The 19,722-nt window shown below is 54.6% G+C and carries 22 protein-coding genes; 8 read left to right on the forward strand and 14 right to left on the reverse strand.

Going from position 1 to position 19,722, the window contains the following annotated elements:
* Positions 1 to 8: 8 nt before the first annotated feature.
* The 6 genes from BM069_RS11760 to BM069_RS11785 all read right to left on the reverse strand — a co-directional run bounded on the left by BM069_RS11760 (position 9) and on the right by BM069_RS11785 (position 6,472).
* Positions 9 to 818 carry a ParA family protein gene (locus BM069_RS11760; RefSeq protein WP_093323907.1) on the reverse strand — a complete coding sequence of 270 codons (810 nt, stop codon included), beginning with the start codon at positions 816 to 818 and terminating at the stop codon, positions 9 to 11.
* Positions 811 to 1,434: a 16S rRNA (guanine(527)-N(7))-methyltransferase RsmG gene (rsmG, locus tag BM069_RS11765; protein WP_093323908.1), complete on the reverse strand. Its 624-nt coding sequence runs from the start codon at positions 1,432 to 1,434 to the stop codon at positions 811 to 813. Before rsmG ends, BM069_RS11760 begins: the two co-directional genes overlap by 8 nt.
* Positions 1,434 to 3,296 (reverse strand): tRNA uridine-5-carboxymethylaminomethyl(34) synthesis enzyme MnmG, encoded by a 1,863-nt coding sequence (mnmG, locus tag BM069_RS11770; RefSeq protein WP_093324144.1) that lies wholly within the window; start codon positions 3,294 to 3,296, stop codon positions 1,434 to 1,436. Before mnmG ends, rsmG begins: the two co-directional genes overlap by 1 nt.
* A 24-nt stretch (positions 3,297 to 3,320) precedes the next feature.
* On the reverse strand, positions 3,321 to 4,619 hold the full coding sequence (gene mnmE, locus BM069_RS11775) for a tRNA uridine-5-carboxymethylaminomethyl(34) synthesis GTPase MnmE (protein WP_093323910.1): 1,299 nt from the start codon (positions 4,617 to 4,619) through the stop codon (positions 3,321 to 3,323).
* Positions 4,620 to 4,629: 10 nt separating this feature from the next.
* Positions 4,630 to 5,901: a transcription termination factor Rho gene (gene rho, locus BM069_RS11780; RefSeq protein ID WP_093323912.1), complete on the reverse strand. Its 1,272-nt coding sequence runs from the start codon at positions 5,899 to 5,901 to the stop codon at positions 4,630 to 4,632.
* A 121-nt stretch (positions 5,902 to 6,022) separates the two neighbouring features.
* A complete protein-coding gene (locus BM069_RS11785) occupies positions 6,023 to 6,472 on the reverse strand; it encodes a CopD family protein (RefSeq protein ID WP_093323914.1) in 450 nt (149 codons plus the stop codon).
* A gap of 411 nt (positions 6,473 to 6,883) precedes the next feature.
* On the opposite strand from BM069_RS11785, the gene BM069_RS11790 reads away from it, so the two are divergent.
* From BM069_RS11790 to dnaQ, 4 genes are read left to right on the forward strand one after another with little or no spacing between them, the layout of a single operon-like run.
* A complete protein-coding gene (locus tag BM069_RS11790) occupies positions 6,884 to 7,483 on the forward strand; it encodes a Maf family protein (protein ID WP_093323916.1) in 600 nt (199 codons plus the stop codon).
* Positions 7,480 to 8,313 carry a shikimate dehydrogenase gene (locus BM069_RS11795; RefSeq protein ID WP_093323918.1) on the forward strand — a complete coding sequence of 278 codons (834 nt, stop codon included), beginning with the start codon at positions 7,480 to 7,482 and terminating at the stop codon, positions 8,311 to 8,313. Before BM069_RS11790 ends, BM069_RS11795 begins: the two co-directional genes overlap by 4 nt.
* Entirely contained in the window at positions 8,310 to 8,903 is a 594-nt protein-coding gene (coaE, locus tag BM069_RS11800) for a dephospho-CoA kinase (RefSeq protein ID WP_093323919.1), read from the forward strand. Before BM069_RS11795 ends, coaE begins: the two co-directional genes overlap by 4 nt.
* Complete coding sequence (dnaQ, locus tag BM069_RS11805; RefSeq protein WP_093323921.1) at positions 8,896 to 9,633, forward strand: DNA polymerase III subunit epsilon; 738 nt, start codon at positions 8,896 to 8,898, stop codon at positions 9,631 to 9,633. Before coaE ends, dnaQ begins: the two co-directional genes overlap by 8 nt.
* Before the next feature lie 30 nt (positions 9,634 to 9,663).
* Here dnaQ and secB read toward each other — a convergent pair whose 3' ends face one another.
* Positions 9,664 to 10,149, reverse strand: coding sequence for a protein-export chaperone SecB (secB, locus tag BM069_RS11810; RefSeq protein ID WP_093324145.1), 486 nt, complete (start codon positions 10,147 to 10,149; stop codon positions 9,664 to 9,666).
* A 57-nt stretch (positions 10,150 to 10,206) separates the two neighbouring features.
* Complete coding sequence (locus tag BM069_RS11815) at positions 10,207 to 10,698, reverse strand: FxsA family protein (RefSeq protein WP_093323922.1); 492 nt, start codon at positions 10,696 to 10,698, stop codon at positions 10,207 to 10,209.
* A gap of 105 nt (positions 10,699 to 10,803) precedes the next feature.
* Between BM069_RS11815 and BM069_RS11820 the strand changes: the two genes are divergently transcribed.
* From BM069_RS11820 to BM069_RS11830, 3 genes are read left to right on the forward strand one after another with little or no spacing between them, the layout of a single operon-like run.
* Entirely contained in the window at positions 10,804 to 11,460 is a 657-nt protein-coding gene (locus tag BM069_RS11820) for a Tim44/TimA family putative adaptor protein (protein WP_093323924.1), read from the forward strand.
* On the forward strand, positions 11,457 to 12,494 hold the full coding sequence (mltA, locus tag BM069_RS11825; RefSeq protein ID WP_093323925.1) for a murein transglycosylase A: 1,038 nt from the start codon (positions 11,457 to 11,459) through the stop codon (positions 12,492 to 12,494). Before BM069_RS11820 ends, mltA begins: the two co-directional genes overlap by 4 nt.
* Positions 12,491 to 13,078: a Smr/MutS family protein gene (locus BM069_RS11830; RefSeq protein ID WP_093323927.1), complete on the forward strand. Its 588-nt coding sequence runs from the start codon at positions 12,491 to 12,493 to the stop codon at positions 13,076 to 13,078. Before mltA ends, BM069_RS11830 begins: the two co-directional genes overlap by 4 nt.
* Here the strand turns inward: BM069_RS11830 and BM069_RS11835 are convergent.
* The 5 genes from BM069_RS11835 to hslV form a co-directional block, all read right to left on the reverse strand.
* Positions 13,075 to 14,289 (reverse strand): MFS transporter, encoded by a 1,215-nt coding sequence (locus BM069_RS11835; protein ID WP_093323928.1) that lies wholly within the window; start codon positions 14,287 to 14,289, stop codon positions 13,075 to 13,077. The genes BM069_RS11830 and BM069_RS11835 overlap by 4 nt on opposite strands.
* The gene (locus tag BM069_RS11840) at positions 14,286 to 15,380 is read right to left on the reverse strand and encodes an alpha/beta hydrolase (RefSeq protein WP_093323930.1); all 1,095 of its coding nucleotides are present in this window, start codon (positions 15,378 to 15,380) and stop codon (positions 14,286 to 14,288) included. Before BM069_RS11840 ends, BM069_RS11835 begins: the two co-directional genes overlap by 4 nt.
* 67 nt (positions 15,381 to 15,447) lie before the next feature.
* Complete coding sequence (hslU, locus tag BM069_RS11845) at positions 15,448 to 16,758, reverse strand: ATP-dependent protease ATPase subunit HslU (RefSeq protein WP_093323931.1); 1,311 nt, start codon at positions 16,756 to 16,758, stop codon at positions 15,448 to 15,450.
* The gene (locus BM069_RS11850; RefSeq protein WP_170846740.1) at positions 16,755 to 17,780 is read right to left on the reverse strand and encodes an aldo/keto reductase; all 1,026 of its coding nucleotides are present in this window, start codon (positions 17,778 to 17,780) and stop codon (positions 16,755 to 16,757) included. The genes hslU and BM069_RS11850 overlap by 4 nt, the downstream gene beginning before the upstream one ends.
* A gap of 5 nt (positions 17,781 to 17,785) precedes the next feature.
* Positions 17,786 to 18,343, reverse strand: a complete 558-nt coding sequence (gene hslV, locus BM069_RS11855; protein ID WP_093323934.1) for an ATP-dependent protease subunit HslV — start codon at positions 18,341 to 18,343, stop codon at positions 17,786 to 17,788.
* Between the two features lie 39 nt (positions 18,344 to 18,382).
* Between hslV and BM069_RS11860 the strand changes: the two genes are divergently transcribed.
* Entirely contained in the window at positions 18,383 to 19,348 is a 966-nt protein-coding gene (locus BM069_RS11860) for a hypothetical protein (protein ID WP_244503606.1), read from the forward strand.
* Between the two features lie 50 nt (positions 19,349 to 19,398).
* Here BM069_RS11860 and trxA read toward each other — a convergent pair whose 3' ends face one another.
* Positions 19,399 to 19,719, reverse strand: a complete 321-nt coding sequence (gene trxA / locus BM069_RS11865; protein WP_093323936.1) for a thioredoxin — start codon at positions 19,717 to 19,719, stop codon at positions 19,399 to 19,401.
* Positions 19,720 to 19,722 lie beyond the last annotated feature (3 nt).

Here is a 19,722-nt window from a genome sequence, read left to right on the forward strand (position 1 = left end):
GCCCCCTACTACGCCGCTCTGTTTAGGTGTTTGCCCAAAAGCTCTTTGGCAAGATCTCGGTATGCCTCTGCACCTTTGGACCCGGGATCATATTCCGTCACGGGCTGCGCGAAGGAAGGCGCCTCAGAAACGCGAACATTTCGAGGGATCTTGGTCTCAAAAACCAGATCCCCCAGATTGTCCCGCGCGTCCTGTTCGACCTGCTGAGACAAATTATTGCGGGAATCAAACATCGTAAGAACAATCCCCTCAATTCGCAAAGATGCGTTTGCCGTTTGACGAACTTCGCGCACAGTCAGCATCAATTGGGACAAGCCCTCCAATGCAAAAAACTCACTTTGCAGTGGTATCAAAACCGAATCCGACGCGATCATCGCGTTGACGGTCAAAAGGTTCAAAGACGGTGGGCAGTCGATCAGAATGTAGTCAAAGCCAAAATTGTCCATTGCGGTCTGACGTAGGGCGTCATGCAAGAGAAAGCTGCGCTTTTCATTCGACATCAGCTCAATGTCGGCAGAACTTAGATCGACGGTAGCTGGCACAATGGACATGCCGGCGACACTGGATGTTTGAATTACCTCGTCGAGATCAACTTCACCCAATATCAAGTCATATGTCGTGTATTCTCGGTCCTCGACATCAACGCCAAGACCAGTCGAAGCGTTCCCTTGCGGGTCCAAGTCAACCAAAAGCACTTTACAGTCCTCTTCTGCCAACGAAGACGCGAGGTTAATAGCGGTTGTCGTTTTGCCAACGCCGCCTTTTTGATTGGCTACTGCGATGATCTTGGGGCCCTTGGGGCGCGATGGATCAGACACGTTGGAGCTCTCCGATCTTCAAAATGACTGCCTGTTGCTCTGTCTTACTTTGAACGGCATCCACTTGAAAAGACCACGATTCCTTTGCGGACGTGACTTCTTTTTTCCAATTAGCCCCTTTCGGGAACAATGCGACGCCATTCGAAGCCAAATGTCGTTCAGAAAATTCAAATAGGAGGGATAGATCAGCAAGCGCGCGCGCACTAAGAACCGTGGCGCCTTGAGGATCAGCTTGTTCTATCCGTTCGGTAAGAACTGTGGCTTGCACACCGGTTTCTCGCAATACCGTACGCAAAAACGCACATTTTCGTTGATCCGATTCAATTAGAGTGACCTTTTCGGGCGCTCCAGGCTCATCGCACATCAAGGCAATGACCAAACCCGGAAAGCCTCCCCCGCTTCCGATATCGACCCAATGGGGCGTTCCCGTTGATGAAAGGGAAAACACCTGTGTGGAATCCAATATGTGACGCGTCCAAAGCTCGGAGATCGTGGATTTGGATACAAGATTGATCCGTGGATTCCACTTAACAAGGATCTCTGCCAGTGTTTTGAGCCGCTCAGATGTTTCACGTGAAACATCGAGCGTGCCGAGAATGCGATCCGCATCGGTCATTACGCTGATTTATCCCGTTTTGCTTGGCGCAGTTTGGCAAGAAGAAGCGTTAGAGCGGCGGGCGTCATGCCATCCAAACGCCCGGCCTGTCCCAAATTGGCTGGGCGCGCCGCATTCAGCTTACTTTTGAGTTCATTTGAAAGTCCCTCAATACGGTCAAAGTCGAAATCAGAGGGGATCAACTGACTTTCATCCCGTTTCATCGCCTCCACATCACGCCTTTGGCGTTCGATGTAGTTGGCATAAAGTGCGTCTTTTTCAAGTTGGCCACGGATTTCGGGCTCCACAGAAGAAAACGCCTTATCCAAAGGAAGAAGGTCGTCAAAACCAACCTCTGGGAATGCCAAAACCTGAAACGCGGTACGACGGTTTCCATCCTGATTTACCGTAATACCAGCGGCGTTGATCTCTTTCGGTGTCAGAGCGGCCTTTTCCAACAGTGCGCGTCCAGAGTTCAATTTCTCTTGCTTTTGACCAAACAGGCGTTTCCGCACATCGCCAATCAAACCCAGACTTTCTCCAATCGGGGTCAGTCTCTGATCCGCGTTGTCCGCGCGCAGCGACAGGCGGAATTCGGCGCGGGAGGTGAACATGCGATAAGGTTCACTCACGCCTCGAGTGATGAGATCATCTACCATTACACCAATATAGCTATCAGAACGGCTAAAGTGATGCGGTTCTTTGCCCTGTGCAGACAAGGCAGCATTCAAACCGGCGACAAGGCCTTGCGCGGCGGCTTCTTCATATCCTGTGGTTCCATTGATCTGCCCCGCAAGATACAAGCCAGGCACGCCTTTGACTCCCAAGGCAGCATCCAAAGCCCGCGGATCGACATAGTCGTATTCGATCGCGTAACCGGGCTGTTGGATCTCCACAACTTCAAGACCATAGATCGAGCGTACATAGTCTTCTTGAACGTCGACGGGCAAGGAAGTGGAAATACCGTTAGGGTAAACGGTGTGATCGTCCAAGCCTTCTGGCTCCAAAAAGACCTGATGCGAATCCTTGTCCGCGAAGCGAACAATCTTGTCTTCAATAGACGGGCAATACCGTGGCCCAACACCTTCGATGTGCCCACCATACATGGCGGAACGGTCGAGGTTTTCGCGAATTATGTCGTGGGTTTTGGCGTTGGTGTGTGTGATGCCACAAGCAATCTGACGTGCGGTCGGTCGCTTGTTCAGGAAAGAGAACATCACCGGCTCGTCGTCGCCAGGTTGGCTATCGAGCAAATCCCATTTGATGGTTTTTCCGTTCAGGCGCGGAGGGGTGCCGGTCTTCAGGCGACCAAGCGGTAGTCCGAAGCTGTCGATGCGTTCAGCCAGTTTGACCGACGCGTAGTCACCCATGCGTCCACCGGAGTGCGACACGTCGCCGATATGAATTACGCCACGAAGGAAGGTTCCCGTTGTGAGAACCACCGCGTGGGCAGAAATTTCCGATCCTTCCGAGAGGATCACACCGCGTACAGCCTGGTCTTCCATGCGAAAGTCTGTGGCTTCGCCTTCAATGATGGTCAAGTTGGGCGTGGCTTCAATCTCCGCCAACATCTCTGTGCGGTAGATTTTGCGGTCAGATTGCGCACGCGGCCCCTGCACTGCTGGACCTTTGCGCCGGTTCAACAGACGGAATTGGATGCCCGCTTTGTCCGCGATCCGGCCCATAACGCCATCCAGCGCATCGACTTCACGAACAAGATGGCCTTTACCCAAGCCGCCAATGGCCGGGTTGCAGGACATCACGCCGATGCCGGACTTTTTCAATGTTACAAGGGCGGTTTGCGCGCCCATACGCGCGGCGGCAGCGGCAGCGTCTGCGCCTGCGTGGCCGCCTCCGACGACGATGACGTCAAAATGTTTCACGTGAAACACTCCCTTCCCTCGGTGCTATTTGCCGATGCAAAAGCTCGAAAAGATTTCATCCAACAGGTTTTCAACGTCGACATGACCGACGATTGAATCAAGCGCTCGAATCGCGGTGCGCAATTCTTCTGCTCCAATATCATAATGGTCAGGTCCTAACGCGAGAACCGCACGAGCGGCGCCCAAAGATTCCGATGCACGCTTCATAGCAACGCGATGGCGCTCACGCGTCGCGACGCCAGAGCGTCCAGCTTGCTCGGAAAGTTTCTCAGTGATCTCCGCCACGAGTTCGGACACGCCAAAACCAGTTTTGCCGGAGATGGCATTTTGAGGGTCAGACAGAGTGTCAGCTTTGGCAGCGCGGAGCACGTCGTTCGGCAAAGGTGTAAAATCCGGCTCCTCTCCGTCCGATTTAAGAAAGACGCGCAGATCGGCGGCCTCAGCACGTTCGCGAGCGCGTTGGATACCGATGCCTTCGACATGGTCATCGGTTTCCCGCAGTCCCGCGGTATCCAGCAAGGTCACCGGCAAGCCGTTGAGTTCCATACGAACCTCGATCACGTCGCGGGTGGTGCCGGCAAATTCAGAGGTGATCGCGGCTTCCCGCCCTGCCAACGCGTTGAGCAAGGTGGATTTGCCGACGTTGGGCGCTCCGAGGATCGCAACTTCAAAACCGGTACGGATGCGTTCGGCAGTATCAACGCCTGCGATTTCTTTGTCGAGTTCTGTACCCACACCAGTCAAAAGCTCGGTGACTTCAGGTGTCACGTCGACGGGAACGTCTTCGTCGGCAAAATCAATAGTGGCCTCGATCAAAGCGGCCGCGCGGATCAGATCGGTGCGCCATTTTCCCGCGAGGTTGCCAAGGTCGCCGGACAGAACGCGGAGTGCTTGACGGCGTTGGGCTTCGGTTTCTGCGTCAATCAGGTCAGCAAGGCCTTCGACCTGAGCAAGATCAAGACAGCCGTTTTCCAATGCGCGACGTGTGAATTCACCAGCCTCGGCCAGACGCAACCCATCCAACTCGGAAAGCTCCCGCAAGACCGCATTCACAACGGCGGTTGAACCGTGCAAGTGCAGTTCCAAAACTTCCTCGCCGGTGAAGCTGGCCTTTTTTTCGAAATACAACACCAGCGCTTGATCCAGACGGCGACCTTCTCGATCTTTGAGCAATTTCAAAGACGCAAAGCGCGGTGCGGGCATTTCGCCAAAGAGTGCCCTGCCCGTTTCAGCGACCCGAGAACCGGACACACGAACGACAGCGACCCCCGCTTTACCGGGGGCCGTTGCTAAGGCGAAGATTGTGTCAGGCACGAAGGCCATCGCAGATCCCTTAGGTGTTCATCGAGTCAAAGAACTCGGAGTTGGTTTTGGTCTGCTTGAGTTTGCCAAGCAGGAATTCCACGGCATCGGTGGTGCCCATCGGGTTAAGGATGCGGCGCAATACAAAGGTCTTGGCCAGATCGCCCTTGTCAACCAGCAGGTCTTCTTTCCGCGTGCCGGATTTGAGAATGTCGATCGCCGGGAAGACTCGTTTGTCAGCGACTTTGCGGTCGAGCACGATCTCGGAGTTACCCGTGCCTTTAAATTCTTCGAAGATCACCTCGTCCATGCGCGAACCGGTGTCGATCAGCGCGGTGGAGATGATGGTGAGCGAACCGCCCTCTTCGATGTTACGGGCCGCACCGAAGAAACGTTTCGGTCGTTGCAAGGCGTTGGCGTCGACACCACCGGTCAGAACTTTACCGGAGGACGGCACCACAGTGTTAAACGCCCTACCAAGTCTTGTGATCGAATCCAGAAGGATCACAACATCTCGTTTGTGCTCGACAAGGCGCTTGGCTTTTTCGATCACCATCTCGGATACAGCCACGTGACGCGTTGCGGGTTCATCAAAGGTGGAGGAGATAACCTCACCTTTCACGGAGCGCTGCATGTCTGTCACCTCTTCCGGACGTTCGTCGATCAGCAAAACGATCAAATAACACTCGGGGTGATTAGCTTCGATGGAATGCGCGATGTTTTGCAGGATCACGGTTTTACCGGTCCGCGGTGGCGCAACGATCAGGGAACGCTGACCTTTACCAATCGGCGCAACCAGGTCGATCACACGCGCGGATTTATCTTTGATGGTGGGATCCTCGATCTCCATCTTCAGACGTTCATCCGGATAAAGCGGCGTGAGGTTATCAAAGGCGATTTTATGTTTCGCTTTCTCAGGCGACTCAAAGTTGATGTGAGCAACGCCTGTAAGCGCGAAATAGCGCTCGTTGTCCTCTGGAGCCTTCATAACTCCATCAATGGTGTCACCGGTCCTCAGAGAGAACTGACGGATCATCTCAGGGCTGACATAGATGTCATCGGGACCTGGCAGATAGTTCGCCTCGGGAGACCGCAGGAAGCCAAAGCCATCCTGAAGCACCTCAAGCACGCCGTCGCCAGAGATCTCCCAACCATCGTCTGCACGTTCGCGCAGAATCTGGAACATCATCTCGCCTTTGCGCATCGTGGATGCGTTTTCGATTTCGAGCTCCTCGGCCATTGCCAGAAGGTCTTTTGGGCTTTTCGCCTTCAGATCGCCAAGAGCGAGCTTTTCTTGTGTCATGGAAATATCCTGTGGCCGCCCAGTATGGACGGTTCGCGGTTCTAGTGCATGGAAGACACGTGACCCGGACGGGCCAGTTGTGACATTATCTAAGCTCTGAGTCGATCTGAGTCAATTCAGGTTAAAACTTCACGACGACAGAAAGAACAATCACCACCATCAGAACAGTCGGCACTTCGTTCATCATACGATATTGCCGGCCAGTCAGAGTGTTTTCATCTCTCGCAAATTTTTTCCGCATGATCATCAACCAGTGATCAAACACCGTCATGGCAATCACACAAAAAGCTTTCGTGTATGGCCAAACGGCAGTCCAATCGACGATTCCAGGCGTGAACACCAGTGTTAAACCAGCAATCCATGCCACCACACTTGCAGGCGCCATTATGTAACGCTGAAGTTTGAACTCCATAATCTTGAGAGTTTCGTCAAGATTGTCACCCTTCTCAGCACGCTCAGCATGATACACGAAAAGCCGCGGAAGATAGAAAATCCCAGCCATCCACGAAATGACCGCCATGATGTGCAGGGACAAAACGTACGGATAGATATCGACAAGGAAGTATTCCATGCTTTCGTTCTCTCGATGGCCTGACGTCCTCTCTAAATAAATAAAGAAATATAGAAAAGGATGATGATTTTGTTGGGGAACTGTTTTCTGTGGATTACTGGTTTTTCCCTGCATTTATCCACGGTGGGAAAAACACCAAACAGGTTTTGAACAGCCTTGAGTGCTTTCTACAAAATCTATATTTTTCAAATATTTAGAAAGATGAAGTTCTTTGTGAATCTGGGGATAACTCTGCGGATGGATTAGAGAAAGTCGAGTCTTCCCCATCTCAGAAGTTGTCCCCATCCACTGTGCGGGAATCGCTGAATGAAGTCTTGGCGACAGGAATGAATCCACCGCTTGCAAAATCTCGCACATCTTTCCAGAAAGAATACGCATTGTTCAGGACAATCCGTCCACGGAGTTATCCACATGTCTGCAAAACTTGTTTTGGCCTCTGGGTCAGAAATCCGCGCCACATTGCTTCACAATGCGGGGGTGGTGTTTGAAACCAACCCGGGCCGCGTGGACGAAGAAATGATCAAACGTGGGCTCGAAGCGGAGGCAGCGTCACCCAGAGATATTGCGGACGCTTTGGCCGAAGCGAAGGCGCGCAAGATCAGCGCGAAAATGCCTGGGGCGTTGGTTTTGGGCTGTGATCAGGTGCTGGATTTTAAGGGTAAGGTGTTTTCAAAACCGGCAAGCATAGAGGCGGCGCGAGACCAATTGCAGCAGCTTCGGGGTGAACGGCATATGTTGCATTCGGCTGCGGTGCTATATGAAAACGGTCAGCCGGTCTGGCGATTTGTTGGTGTCGTGCGTCTGTTTATGCGCCAGTTCAGTGACGCGTACCTTCAAGGCTATCTTGATCGGAATTGGGACAGCATTCAGCATTCGGTTGGCGCCTACAAGCTTGAAGAAGAAGGCGTTCGGCTGTTTGAAAAAGTCGATGGTGATTACTTTACGGTTCTTGGCATGCCACTTGTCGAAATACTGTCGTATCTGACGCTGCGAGGAGATCTTGAGAAATGACACTGGCTTCTATTCCACTTGCCGGAGTGATTGGTGATCCCATTGCGCACTCCAAGTCACCGGTACTGCATGGGCATTGGTTAAAAACAATGGGGTTGCCCGGCCACTATGTGCCACTCGAGGTTAAGGCCGATGATTTGGGCAATGTGTTGAAGGCGATGCCAAAAATGGGCTTTGTTGGGTGCAACGTGACGATCCCGCACAAAGAACGCGTAATGCAATATGTCGATCAAATCACGGATCGCGCAACCTTGATTGGTGCTGTGAACACTCTGACATTCCGCGATGACGGCAGCATTCTGGGCGACAACACCGATGGATATGGCTTTATCGAAAATCTGCGACAAGGTGCCCGGGATTGGGACCCCAAGGCCGGACCTGCGGTCGTGTTGGGCGCAGGCGGAGCAGCCCGCGCGGTCGTGTCTTCCTTGTTGGATGCTGGCGTGCCTGAAATTTTGTTGACCAATAGGACGCGGGTGCGCAGCGACAAAATGCGAGAAGATTTTGGCGCAAGGGTTAAGGTTTTCGAGTGGGTACAAGCCGGCAACATTATCGAAGAAGCACAAACCCTGGTGAACACCACATCTCTCGGAATGGCGGGTAAGGCCGAGCTTCGCGTGCCCCTTGATGGTCTACGGCCAGGCACGTTGGTCACCGATCTGGTTTACACGCCTCTGCGCACACCTTTGCTTGAAACCGCCGCTGCTAAGGGCTGCGCAACCGTGGACGGTGTCGGCATGTTGCTGCATCAGGCTGTTCCGGGATTTGAACGTTGGTTTGGTCAACGACCCACGGTGGATTTGGCAACACGACGCGCGGTGCTGGCATGACCTTCAAGCTGGGACTGACCGGTTCGATTGGCATGGGCAAGTCCACCACAGCACAAATGTTCATTGAACAGGGCTGCGCGGTTTGGGATGCGGATGCGGCTGTGCATCGGCTCTATTCACAAGGTGGAGCGGCCGTTGCTCCAATGAGCGCGATTTGCCCTAGTGCGATTGTTGATGGCGCCGTGTCGCGGGATCACTTGCGCGAGGCCATCCAAACGAACCCCTCTTTGCTCGGCAAGATCGAGTCAGTTGTCCATCCGCTTGTGGCGCAGGACCGCGCGGCCTTTGTCAAAAACACAAAGGCCGACATTCTCGTCTTTGACATCCCGATCCTATTTGAGACCGGCGGTGATGCGGCAATGGATGCCGTCGTATGCGTCTCTATTCCCGCGGAACTCCAACGTGAGCGGGTGTTGGCGCGAGGCACGATGAGCGAAGCCCAGTTAGCGCAAATTCTCTCTAAGCAAATGCCGAATGACGACAAAGTGGCCCGCTCGGACTATGTTGTTCTTACGGATACGCTTGACCACGCGCGCATGCAGGTGGAGAAGATCGTTTCAACCATCAGGGGGCAATTGGCAAATGCGTGAGATCGTACTTGATACCGAAACAACCGGTTTTGATCCGTTCAAAGGCGACCGGATTGTCGAGATCGGTGCGATCGAGCTGTACAACCACCTACCGACGGGCGAAACGTTTCACGTCTATATCAATCCTGAACGCGGGATGCCTGACGAAGCCTTTGGTGTTCATGGGATCGGGCCTGACCTTCTGGCTGAACCACGCGCGGCAGAACCGGGTGAAGTGACGTTGCTTGATAAGCCGGTGTTCAAGGCCTTCGGCCAGAAATTTCTAGATTTCATTGGCAATGACAGCACGCTGGTCATTCACAATGCAAAATTTGACATGAAGTTTCTGAATGCAGAGCTAAGCTGGCTCGGTCTGCCGGAAATCCCGATGAACCGCTCTCTGGATACGCTGGCGATGGCGCGCACTAAGTTTCCGGGGTCACCGGCAACTTTGGATGCTCTGTGTCGGCGTTTTGGTATCGATAACTCCTCGCGGACGTTGCACGGCGCCTTGTTGGACTCAGAGATTCTAGCCGAAGTCTACCTTGAACTGATAGGGGGCCGTCAGCCGGATCTTGTGCTTGCGTCAGGTACAGCGGGCAAATCATCAAGTGGCTCAATGCAGGATGACTGGCGCCCTACAAAGCGGCCGCAGGAACTTGCCTCGCGACTGACGCCCGAGGAAGAAGCTGCTCACAAGGAGTTTGTGGAAAAGATGGGCGAGGACGCACTCTGGTCCAAGCTGGGATAAGCGCCGCCCGAAAGGGCAGCGCTTTAGATCTTAGTTGACCGGCTGGCTTTGTTCTTCCTGACGGCGCGCGATTTCCTGACGGTACAGAGCGACAAAATCGATGTTGTCGAGGTTCAGCGGCGGGAAGCCACCGTCACGGGTCACGTCCGACACAATACGGCGTACAAACGGGAACAGAATGCGCGGGCATTCGATCAGCAAGAACGGGTGCAACTGATCTTCTGGAACACCTTCGACGTGGAAAACGCCGGCATAGTCCAGTTCGAGAATGAACATTTCGGTGTCGTCGTCTTTGTTCTTCGACGTGATGTTCAACTTGATCGCGACTTCGAACTGATGATCCACCGGACGTTTTTTGGCATCCAGATTCACCTGCACCTGTACGTCAGGTTGCGCCTGACCAGAGGCACCTTTCTGCGCGAGGATGTTTTCGAAAGACATGTCGCGGACAAACTGGGTCAGCACGTTCATTTTGATCTGCGGCGCCTGTGCGGCTTCGGTGCCGTTTTCGGACATTGGAAACTCCATAAAACTTAGGTTTTGAAGGCTGCTTATCAGGTCAGACCGGCTGCCTCAATGCTTAGTCCAGCCGGAAGGCGGTTGAGTCTGATTTTGGTCTGAATCGACTTCGGAAAACTCTCCGTCGATCACGTCGCCAGCAGCGCTTCTTTGGTTCGATTGATAGCTTGTATGGGTCGTTCCCATCGAAAAGCTTTGCACCGTCACACGGCGGCGCATGTAGTGAAAGACAGAAGACCGGATGGCAGGGATCAAAAGCGAGAACCCGATAGCATCTGTAAAAAATCCGGGAGTGAGCAGAAGAGCGCCTGAAATCAGGATCATAGCTCCATGAGCCAAAGGTTCTGTCGGATCATCCAATTCAGCAAACGACCGCTGTAAGTTGCCGATCGCCATTAAGCCCTGTGTGCGCACAAGCCATGTGCCCAGAAAAGCCGTTAGAACCACAATGGCCAGCGTCGGCCACAAGCCGATTGCGCCGCCTACATTTATGAACAAGGCAATTTCGATTAACGGAACCGCCACAAAGGCCAACAAAAGCCACATGTCTGCTATACTCCAAACGTTACTTGGCCAAGGTGGACTTGACCCGTCGCGTGACTTACATAAGTCGCTACAAGCAATGTTTAAATGCCCTTATACGAGGTTCCGATGAACGCACCCTTTATTCAGCTCTTGGTTTTGGCCGGGATCGCGGTGTTTTTGATCCTGCGCTTGCGCAATGTTTTGGGCACGCGCGAAGGATTTGAACCGCCGCGCGAAGTGTCCGCTACGCCCGAACGTCGGGGGCCGGATCTCGAAGTGATCGAAGGCGGGCCTGATCGTGACATTCTGGATCACGCGGAAGAAGGCAGCGATACGGCAATTGCCCTTGCCAAAATGAAATCGATCGAAGGCAACTTTGGCGTCAGTGACTTTTTGCAGGGCGCGCGCGGCGCTTACGAGATGATCCTTATGGCCTTTGAAAAAGGCGATATGGCATCGATCTTGCCGTTCTTGAGCGAAGAGGTTTACGAGAGCTTTGCCCAAGTTGTTGACGGACGCGAAGCCCAAGGCCTGACAATCGAAGCCGAGTTCATCGGGGTTCGCGAGATGTCTTTGGTGTCTGCGAACTATGATGAACAATCCGGTGAAGGCGAAGTCACCGTTAAGTTTATCGGTGAGTTGACGTCGGTTGTGCGTGACCGAGCGGGCGAAATCATCGAGGGCAGCGAGACCCAGATCAAACGTCAGAAGGACACTTGGACCTTTGCGCGCGTGATGGGGTCTGATGACCCGAACTGGCAGCTTGTTGCCACGGGCGAATGATCCAGAGCATTCGGGCAGCATGCGCCGCTGTCCTTGTGATGGCGGGAGGGCACGCGGTGTCTGAGACATCGCTGAAAATTTTGTCTTTTGACGAACTTGACGGGTGGGCTGCGGACAATCACGAGGCCGCCCGAGAGGTGTTTCTGAACACCTGCGGTGACTTTGAAGCGCCGGATTGGCAGAGTGTTTGCTCTGCGGCATCAGGCATCGAAGATGCTCGCAAATTCTTTGAGCTGTTGTTCCGTCCGGTGTTAATCGAGGACGGAGCGGAACCGCTTTTTACCGGATATTTTGAACCGGAATTGAATGGCGCCCGCAGCCCTTACGGGCAATACCGTTTCCCTGTTTACCGCATGCCGCCCGAGGCCCGCGGAGCCGGTCCTTGGCTCACCCGCAGACAACTGGAAACCTCAGGTGTTTTGTCCGGACGCGGGCTTGAGATCGCGTGGGTTGATGACTCGGTCGAGTTATTTTTTCTGCAAATTCAGGGGTCTGGACGCATTCGTATGTCGGATGGCTCGACAATTCGTGTGGGGTACGGCGGATCAAACGGGCGAAACTATAGCTCTATCGGTGCCGAACTTGTTCGGCGCGGCGTTTACAATCGACATCAGGTGAGTGCCGAAGTCATCAAGAATTGGGTCCGGAGAAATCCGGTCGCCGGTGCCGAATTGCTGCGCCACAATGACAGCTATGTCTTTTTTCGGGAAGTGAGCCGGGTGGCCGCGGACAAAGGGCCGCTGGGCGCGATGAACCGGTCGATTACGACGATGCGCACTGTCGCAGTGGACCCGAAGTTTACCCCTTTGGGGGCTCCTGTCTGGCTGGAAAAAGATGGCGAAGGCCCCCTGCGCCGTCTGATGATTGCACAGGACACAGGATCGGCTATCAAGGGAGCGCAAAGGGCTGACATCTTTTTTGGCACCGGTGATGGCGCCGGAAAGGCTGCCGGTCGTCTCAAGGATCCCGGCCGAATGGTGGTGTTTCTGCCAATTCAGAGGGCTTATGCCATGTTGCCGGAGTCGATTTTGTGAGGCGGCGCAGACTATCTGAGGATGATCTTGAACTTTGGCGCAAGGTGGCAAAGTCAACGGAAAGGCTTGCTCCGGAAGCCAGAACTGTCGATCTGCCTGCGAAATCCAAGCCAAAGCCAAAACCCAATGTGGCCACCGCGCCTTCCATTCCGCAATTTGATGTGGGGTCCAAATCAGGCTTGGGACGTCCTGGACATGACCTGTTGCCGGGCATCTCCGAACGTATGGCCAAACAACCTGTTCAAATGGACAAGAAGGCCTTTGGCAAACTCAAGCGTGGGAAACTGCGGCCGGAAGGGCGGATTGACCTGCATGGCATGACGGCACAGCAGGCGCACGGAGCCCTAAATCGATTTGTTATGCGCGCGCACGGCGACGGCAAGCGGTTGGTTCTGGTCATCACGGGTAAAGGCAAAGACAAGTTCGACGATGGCCCAATCCCGATCCGGCGGGGAGTCTTGAAACATCAGGTTCCCCAATGGCTGGCACTTCCGCCCTTGGCTGGTTGCGTCATGCAGGTGTCTGAAGCGCACATCAGCCACGGTGGCAGTGGTGCTTACTACGTATATTTGCGGCGACGCTAGCGGGTGTTGGCGTAGCGGTTCATACCGATGCTGACCATGACGCAGACCACAACGAAATAGAGCGCGACACCGATATATTGGGTTTCCAAACCAATGTTGAGATCGATGAGTGTGCCTGTGATGGAGGGTCCGATGGCGGAGCCGAGCACCATGACGGCCGCTGCCGCGGATTTGATCGCGCCGATGTGCTTGGTGCCATAGAATTCGGCCCAGAAGGCAGACACCAGCGGGCCGTTTGCCCCTGCGGTCAGCCCCATAAGAACAAGCCCGATGAAGACGCCCATAACCGAGTTGGCCAATGCAAAGACAAGGAAAGTGGCGACCATTGGAAATTGGAACCACGGCAGAAGTTTTGCTGTGCCATACCGGTCCAGCGCCCAGCCGGTCGCGAGCATGGCGGCGATGCCGGTCAGGGTAAAAACCGGGAAGAAGGTAACAAGCTCGATGTGTTGCCAGCCTTTGATCTCGGCGAAATGAACCTGTTGAAAGAAGAAGGCCGTATTGAAGGCCGAGGGGCCAAGCAAGGCGGGGACCATAAGCCAGAACAGGCGATGGGTTAGCGCTTGGCGTCGGGTCCAGTGGCGGTGATCCATGCCGAGGGTTTCGTCGGAGTCCGCCATCGAGCCGGGGGTACGTTCCTGACTGAGGAGCCAGATCAGGGTCGGGATGCCCGCGACTGCCACGCAAGCCGCGATAAGCCAGATTGAACGCCAAGTCTCGGCGGAAAGGATTGAGACAACGGCGATGGGCAGGATGGCTTCGCCGAAAGAGAAGCCAAGACCTGCGATCGCAAGCGCACGGCCACGGGTGGCGACAAACCAGCGGGCCATTGCCACCACAGCGATGTGGCTGAGTATGCCTTGCCCCGTGAAACGCAGAGCGAAGATGATGAACGGTAGACTCCATGCGGCGTTCAAGTTGGACATGGCGATGCAGGCAGCGGCGAGCATGGCCAGCACAACGGCCCCCAGCGCGCGGACGCGGAAGTGGTCTGTCAGCACCCCTGCCCAGACCATGACGATGGCGGAGGCGAGTGTGCCGAGGGCGTAGATGTTGCCCCAAGCGCTGTGGCTAAGGTCAAATGTGTCGCGAATTTCGCCGGCAAACAGTGAGATGAAGAAGGTTTGTCCAAAACAAGACAGAAAAGTCAGCAAAACACCTGGTACCAGCCAGCGCAAATTTGCACGTAGAAAGGTCAAAGTTTCGCTCATTGCGCTCCCGGATCGATTGGTGGAACGAGCTCGATCGAGACTGCATCCCCGAACACTTGAACTGTCTGCTCTAGTGTATTTGGTACTCCAACATCCAGAGTTCGAACAATCGTTTCAAACGTCGTTTGGTCTCTGAAAAGTGAAATAAGCGCCGGGGATTCCGCGAACAAACTGTGGTTGTTGTTTCTTGACAGCGAAAAGTTTGAAACATCAATCAACACAACCGGCAGATCCCCAAGCTGCGAGGCTTCGGTGATCTGTCCTACGCGCAGATTTGATCCGTTTATCCGACTAGAGAACCGAAGCGCTTTGTCTTTTCCTGTGGTCAAAATGAAAAATGGCTGAGGAAGCGTGTCAAAGCGGGACAACGCCCTGTGGAACACATCAAGCGGTTCGTCCGGCGCGATGAATACCAGCGCATCTAGGTTCCGCCGCGACCAGCCCGGATTCTTGATCTCCATCTGTCTCAGTGTTTCCGTGGTCAAAAGCGTACCACGTGAATGCGCCACCAGAACAATGTTTTCGGGTCCGTGACGTTCCAGTGCTCTCAAAAGAGTTTCCAAATCGTCCCGTGCGTACAAAACGCTTTCGCTGTCGTAGTTATAGGCCAGCGCCCTGCCCGCACTGGGCCAGCTAAAGTTAATAATTGGGCTGGGGTTGCCCATGTCCTGCTTTATCTGCGCAGTCCTAAACAGTGAGTTGGCGTATGTGTTATAAAAGCCGTGCACGAACACAAGAACTTCATCACTTGAACCTGTGGATCTGCGGATCTCCTTGGCGAACTCTTCGGCATTGTCAAACGCACGTTGACCCGCAACGACATAGTGCTTTTTGATATTCGGGGTGTTGCTAAATTTTATCGGCTCTCCGGGTTTTCTGTCCTCCGGAAGAGACACAATTGTTTCGAGATAGGTTTGTTTGGTGCTGCGAGAGCGATCAAAATGACCTTCAGCATTTGTGCCGCGATTTGTTGCGACAAAAACTTTCGTTTTTGCTGGCGCTTCCATCGCTTCAGGGACGACTGGGGCGTAAACTGGGGCTGAACAGGCAGTCAGCCCCACGAAACTCAACACACAGAATAGGTAACGCATAAAAAAGTCCCAGCGTTGTTAACGCCGGGACTATGCGGGGAATTCGTGTGAGTTTCCAGCACTTCAATCAAAGGACATAACGACTGACGTCCGTGGATTTAGCAAGGCTGCCGAGATGTTTGTCGACAAAGGCAGCATCAACCGTGACCTCAAGGCCGGATTGATCCGGAGCGGTAAAGCTGAGGTCTTCGAACACGCGTTCCATCACGGTGTAGAGTCGCCGAGCACCGATGTTTTCCACCGATTGGTTGACCTCCGCCGCGATCGCCGCCAGCGCATGGATTCCGTCGTCGGTGAAGGTCACTGTGACCTCCTCGGTCTGCATCAGTGCGGTATACTGAAGAGTGAGCGCATTGTCGGTTTCCGTGAGGATGCGTACAAAGTCGTCTTCGGTTAGCGCGCGGAGCTCCACGCGGATTGGCAGACGGCCCTGCAATTCAGGCAGCAGGTCAGAAGGTTTCGCAATATGAAACGCGCCTGAAGCGATGAACAGGATGTGGTCGGTTTTCACCGCGCCATATTTTGTCGATACGGTGGTGCCTTCGATCAGTGGCAGCAGGTCGCGCTGCACACCCTCGCGGGACACATCCCCACCGCGGGCTTCCTGGCGGGCGCAGACCTTGTCGATCTCGTCCAAAAACACGATGCCGTTCTGCTCAACGCTTTCCAGCGCGGCACGGTTGACGGTTTCGTCGTCCAACAGCTTGTCAGCTTCATCCGAAATCAGGATTTCATAGCTTTCTGCCACGGTCATGGATTTGCGCGTCGTGCGCCCGCCCATGGCTTTGCCAAACAGCTCGCCCAAGTTCATCATGCCCATCTGACCGTTCGGTTGCCCGGGGATATCGAACATGCCGCCCATTGGATTGGAGGTGTCAGGCACCTCAAGCTCGATCACCGTGTTATCAAGTTCGCCGGTCTTGAGTTTCTTGCGGAACATCTCGCGGGTACCTTCGCGAGCGTCAGAACCCGCAATGGCCTCGATCACGCGATCCTCGGCGGCTTGGTGGGCGCGGGCTTTCACGTCTTCTCGCATGTATTCGCGGGTTTGCAGGATCGCTGCGTCCATCAGATCACGAATGATCTGTTCCACATCGCGGCCAACGTATCCAATTTCGGTGAATTTTGTGGCCTCAACCTTGATGAATGGCGCTTTGGCCAGTTTTGCCAATCGACGGCTGATTTCGGTTTTGCCGACACCTGTCGGCCCGATCATCAGAATGTTTTTCGGATAGACCTCGTCGCGCAGATCATCAGACAGCTGTTTGCGCCGCCACCGGTTGCGCAAGGCCACAGCCACGGCGCGCTTGGCGTCGTTCTGGCCAATGATGAAACGGTCGAGTTCGGATACGATTTCGCGGGGGGTCAGATCGGTCACGAGAGCGCCTTTGTGAATTGTTCGTCGGTCATCATGTCGTCAAACCACTCGGGGTAACGACGGGCGGGAGCAGCTGCGGCATCGATAGCGGCCATTTCTGCCTCGGAGAGGGAGATATTGGCAGCGTCGATCGCGGAATCAAGCTGGCTGATCTTGGAAGCGCCGATTATCACGGTGTGATCCCGACGTTTGTTCAAAATCCAAGCCTGTGCGATTTGAGCGGGCGAGGACTTGTGGGCCTCGGCAGCAGCGTTGAGGGCATCAAGCGCCGCGGTGGCTTGTGCGGGGGAAACTTGCAGGAAGTTGCCTTTGGTCAGGCGTCCCTCGCCTTTTTCAAGATCCGCAGGGTCGTATTTGCCGGTCAGTAGACCACCAGCCAGAGGCGACCAGGACATAAGGCCGACACCCATGTCTTGACCCAGCTTCAACACGTCAACTTCGATGTCGCGGCCAACAGCGTTGTAGAGGTACTGTCCAGCCACAAATTGCTGCATGCCGTTGTCTCGTTGAAACTGGATCGCGCGGGCGAGCTGCCAAGCGGGCCAGTTGGACACGCCAATGTGGTGGACTTTGCCTGCATCGATCAGCGTTTGCAGCGTGCGCAGGGTTTCTTCCATTGGTGTGGTGAAATCGGTTTTGTGTAGCACCAGAAGGTCGATCCAGTCGGTGCCAAGCCGTTGAAGACTGCCCTCAACCGAAGCAGTGATGTGGCTGCGAGACAGGCCAGCGTCATTCATGCGGCCGGATTGACGGAAGCCGAGTTTGGTGCAGACCACCGCCCCGTTACGTTTGCCTTTGAGGGTTTTGCCGAGAATATCTTCGGCGGCTCCACCTGAGTAATCGTCCGCAGTGTCAAAAAAGTTCACGCCGCGATCCAGCGCAAGATCGACCATCTGCTGCGCGTGTTGCAGATCAACCTTGGCAACACCAGGGATCCAGTCCGAGCCATGCGTAAAGGTCATGGTGCCAAACGCCATACGCGAGACAACAAGCCCCGAATTGCCAAGGCTGGTATAGCTCATGTCCGTCATTTCTTGATGGTCTCCACCGTCAGGTTGCCATTGGTGTAGACGCAGATGTCACTGGCGATCGCCATGGCTTTGCGTGCGATCTCTTCAGCCGACAAATCGGTATCCATCAGCGCACGTCCTGCGGCCAAGGCATAGTTGCCGCCCGAACCAATCGCGGTCACGTCGTGTTCAGGCTCCAACACATCCCCAGCGCCGGTGATCACAAAGATGTCCGCGCCATCGGACACAATCAGCATCGCCTCAAGCTTTTGCAGGTATTTGTCGGTCCGCCAGTCCTTTGCAAGCTCCACAGAGGCGCGTGCCAATTGGCCCGGAGTGGCCTCAAGTTTGACTTCCAGCCGCTCGAGCAAAGTAAAGGCGTCCGCAGTCGAGCCGGCAAATCCGGCCACAACGTCATAGCCCCCAGGGGACAGGCGACGCACCTTGCGTGCGGAGCCCTTGATAACGGTTTGACCAAGCGAAACTTGTCCGTCGCCCGCAATCACAACTTCGCCGCCCTTTTTCACGCCCATAATTGTGGTGCCGTGCCAGCCAGGGAATTGATCGTCAGCCATAAAACGCTCCTCGTTATTCTAGCCCTATATGAGCCTGCCATGCGTGTGAGGCAAGGGCGGGTCTTGCCCGTGCGCCAGCTTGCGCTTAGCGTCGCTGGCATGAGCAGCCAAAACAAAGTCCGGTTTTATCTTCCCGAAGGCTTGCGGCAGAGTGTCGAAGCGGGAGAGCATAATTTCCTGAACAAGGTGGCTGATGTGTTGCGCGCGGCTGAGTTCGAAGTGCTTTTTGAGGCGCCGCAAATGGCCGACCCGCGTCGTTCCGGCTATTCACTTTTTCACATGGAGCGGCCTTTTCAGCGCGATTCAGTGACCGTTCGGCGAAATTACTATTACCCGTTCTGGCAAATCGAGCGCACCAATGAAAGGTGGCACTGGGACGTGGCCAATGCGCGATTTGACCCCGAAGGCATCGACCCCGAGGAAGCAACGCGGTTTTACCGGTTCTGGCAAAAACGGCTCTACGAAGCACCGCTGCAAAATGTGGGTCATGACGGGTTTGCCTATGTTCCCCTTCAGGGCAAACTATTGGAAAAACGATCGTTTCAGCATTGCAGCCCTGTTGAGATGATAGGTCATACTTTGGCGCAGGAACCGAACCGCAAGGTGATCGCCGCCCTGCACCCCAAGGAAAGCTATTCCGAGGAAGAATTCGCCGTGCTGGAAAGATTGGAAGCAGAATACAGCCAACTTGAATTGCGCATGGGCGACATGGAAGAGCTTCTGGCACGCTGTGACTATGTGGTGACGCAAAACTCCAGCGTAGCATTCGCAGGGTTCTTCTTTGGCAAGCCCTGTGTGCTATTCGGATTGATTGATTTTCATCACATCGCAGCCAACGTGGAATTGCTTGGCGTTGCCGAGGCATTCACATCGGCACGTGCATCAGCACCGGACTATGCGCTTTATGTTTGGTGGTTCTTGCAGAAGATGTCGATCAACGCTGGTCGTCCCGAGGCCGAAACACGCATTCGGGCACGGTTTCAGGCGCTGGGCTGGCCGGTGTAAATAAAAAAGGCGCCCCGAAAGGGCGCCTTGGAAATTACATCGCAGTACGATCAGACAGATTCATCAATCCAGCTTTGCAGGGCGGCCTTCGGCGCTGCGCCCGCGCGGTTGGAGATCACCTGACCGTCTCTAAAAATAAACAGCGCCGGAATGCCGCGCACGCCCAGAGCAGCCGCTGTGCCTGGGTTGCTGTCGACGTCGACTTTGACGATTTTTACTTTGCCGTCGTAGTCGGAGGACAGCTCTTCGAGTGCCGGGCCGATCTGTTTACAGGGGCCACACCATTCGGCCCAGAAATCGACGACCACGGGGACGTCGGAGTTGGTGACTTCTTGTTCGAAGGTGGCATCGGTGACAGCGACGGTTGCCATGTG

Origin of the sequence: Shimia haliotis, from assembly GCF_900114415.1 — a bacterium.
GTDB lineage: Bacteria > Pseudomonadota > Alphaproteobacteria > Rhodobacterales > Rhodobacteraceae > Shimia > Shimia haliotis.

Bases quoted from the DNA above. Each gene is read 5' to 3' on its own strand.
- rho (WP_093323912.1), bottom strand. From the start codon at position 5,901: ATGACACAAGAAAAGCTCGCTCTTGGCGATCTGAAGGCGAAAAGCCCA.
- mnmE (WP_093323910.1), bottom strand. From the start codon at position 4,619: ATGGCCTTCGTGCCTGACACAATCTTCGCCTTAGCAACGGCCCCCGGT.
- secB (WP_093324145.1), bottom strand. From the start codon at position 10,149: ATGTCCGAAAACGGCACCGAAGCCGCACAGGCGCCGCAGATCAAAATG.
- mltA (WP_093323925.1), top strand. From the start codon at position 11,457: ATGATCCAGAGCATTCGGGCAGCATGCGCCGCTGTCCTTGTGATGGCG.
- trxA (WP_093323936.1), bottom strand. From the start codon at position 19,719: ATGGCAACCGTCGCTGTCACCGATGCCACCTTCGAACAAGAAGTCACC.
- BM069_RS11835 (WP_093323928.1), bottom strand. From the start codon at position 14,289: ATGAGCGAAACTTTGACCTTTCTACGTGCAAATTTGCGCTGGCTGGTA.
- hslV (WP_093323934.1), bottom strand. From the start codon at position 18,343: ATGGCTGACGATCAATTCCCTGGCTGGCACGGCACCACAATTATGGGC.
- BM069_RS11820 (WP_093323924.1), top strand. From the start codon at position 10,804: ATGAACGCACCCTTTATTCAGCTCTTGGTTTTGGCCGGGATCGCGGTG.
- BM069_RS11815 (WP_093323922.1), bottom strand. From the start codon at position 10,698: ATGTGGCTTTTGTTGGCCTTTGTGGCGGTTCCGTTAATCGAAATTGCC.
- BM069_RS11840 (WP_093323930.1), bottom strand. From the start codon at position 15,380: ATGCGTTACCTATTCTGTGTGTTGAGTTTCGTGGGGCTGACTGCCTGT.
- coaE (WP_093323919.1), top strand. From the start codon at position 8,310: ATGACCTTCAAGCTGGGACTGACCGGTTCGATTGGCATGGGCAAGTCC.
- BM069_RS11790 (WP_093323916.1), top strand. From the start codon at position 6,884: ATGTCTGCAAAACTTGTTTTGGCCTCTGGGTCAGAAATCCGCGCCACA.
- BM069_RS11860 (WP_244503606.1), top strand. From the start codon at position 18,383: ATGCGTGTGAGGCAAGGGCGGGTCTTGCCCGTGCGCCAGCTTGCGCTT.
- BM069_RS11850 (WP_170846740.1), bottom strand. From the start codon at position 17,780: ATGAGCTATACCAGCCTTGGCAATTCGGGGCTTGTTGTCTCGCGTATG.
- BM069_RS11785 (WP_093323914.1), bottom strand. From the start codon at position 6,472: ATGGAATACTTCCTTGTCGATATCTATCCGTACGTTTTGTCCCTGCAC.
- rsmG (WP_093323908.1), bottom strand. From the start codon at position 1,434: ATGACCGATGCGGATCGCATTCTCGGCACGCTCGATGTTTCACGTGAA.
- BM069_RS11795 (WP_093323918.1), top strand. From the start codon at position 7,480: ATGACACTGGCTTCTATTCCACTTGCCGGAGTGATTGGTGATCCCATT.
- dnaQ (WP_093323921.1), top strand. From the start codon at position 8,896: ATGCGTGAGATCGTACTTGATACCGAAACAACCGGTTTTGATCCGTTC.